General features: G+C 58.3%; 1 protein-coding gene. It reads right to left on the bottom strand.

Annotated features, from left to right (window positions below; genetic code table 11):
• Positions 1 to 1,025, bottom strand: a 1,025-nt coding sequence (locus VZ95_RS19420; RefSeq protein ID WP_045777327.1) for a substrate-binding domain-containing protein, incomplete at its 3' end; no start/stop codon positions are given.
• Between the last annotated feature and the right edge of the window lie 112 nt (positions 1,026 to 1,137).

Here is a 1,137-nt window from a genome sequence, read left to right as displayed (position 1 = left end):
AACATCATGCCTTCCATCGCGGCGATCAGCTTTTCGGTATCGGTATCGCCCGCTTTGGTGATGCCGTTGAACACGGCGGAGGCTGCCGCGAACCCGCCTGCGACGAAGAAATCGGGTGGCGCATTGTAGCGCTTCTGATATTCCGTGCGCAGCCAAGTGTTCATCTTATTCTTCGGGAACGCATGGTAGTAATAGGTGCCGCCTTCGGCCCCGGCAAACTGCTTCCAGGCGTTCATGACGGGCAGAATATTGCCGCCCGGCGCGAGCATGATATTGAAGCGCTCAGGCTTCATATCGACGAACTTCGCCATCGGGTGCGGCCCGGCCCAGATGAAGTTGATAATGCGCTTGCCGGGCTTATCCTTTAGCCCCGCGAACAGGCGTTCGGCAAAGGGCGTGAAGTCGGCGGTATTCCCGGCGGCATATTCTTCGGCGACGATCTTGGCTTTCGGGCGCATGGACGCCAGTGCTTCGGCAAAAGCCTTTACCCCGTCGCGCCCGAAGGCGGTATCGAGGCCGAGCATGCCGATGGCCACCTCTTCATTGTCGGGAATCGCGGCGGCGGCGGCGAGTGCGTCCTGATAGGACGAGCGGCCCGTGCGGAAAATATAGCGGTTCCATTTTTCGCCGGTGATCGAATCGGCCACGGCGGGTTCGACGATCAGCACTTTCTTGGCTTCTTCGGCAACCGGCAGCATGGCAAGCGCCACGGCGGAGCCAGTGGAGCCGACGGCGATATCGGCCCCGTCATCGGCATAGCATTCTTCCAGCAGCGCTTTGCCGCGATCCGGCTTCAACTGATCGTCCTTGACCAGGACCTGAAGCTTGCGACCGAGAATTTCGTTCTTGCCTTGGGTAAGATATTCCAGCCCCATAGTGAAGCCGACTTCCGTCTGCTTGGCATAGGCTTCCAGCGCGCCTGTTTTGCCAGCAATGAGGCAGATTTTGAGATCTTTGGCTAGGGCCGGGCTCGACAGCGCAGCAAGCGCCGCCCCCGTCAGACACAGAGTCCGAATGGTGCGCATAATTTTTTCCTCCCCCAATCAGCGTTTGTTTTACTGACTTGCTTTGCGACCCAAGTGTGCAAACTGACACTTGAGTCATGTTTCATCTTTTCCTATCCTGTCATCGCACGCC

Origin of the sequence: Elstera litoralis, from assembly GCF_000963705.1 — a bacterium.
Taxonomy (GTDB): domain Bacteria; phylum Pseudomonadota; class Alphaproteobacteria; order Elsterales; family Elsteraceae; genus Elstera; species Elstera litoralis.
Note: the sequence above shows the minus strand (reverse complement) of the source record. Positions and strands in the feature narration are given on the sequence as shown.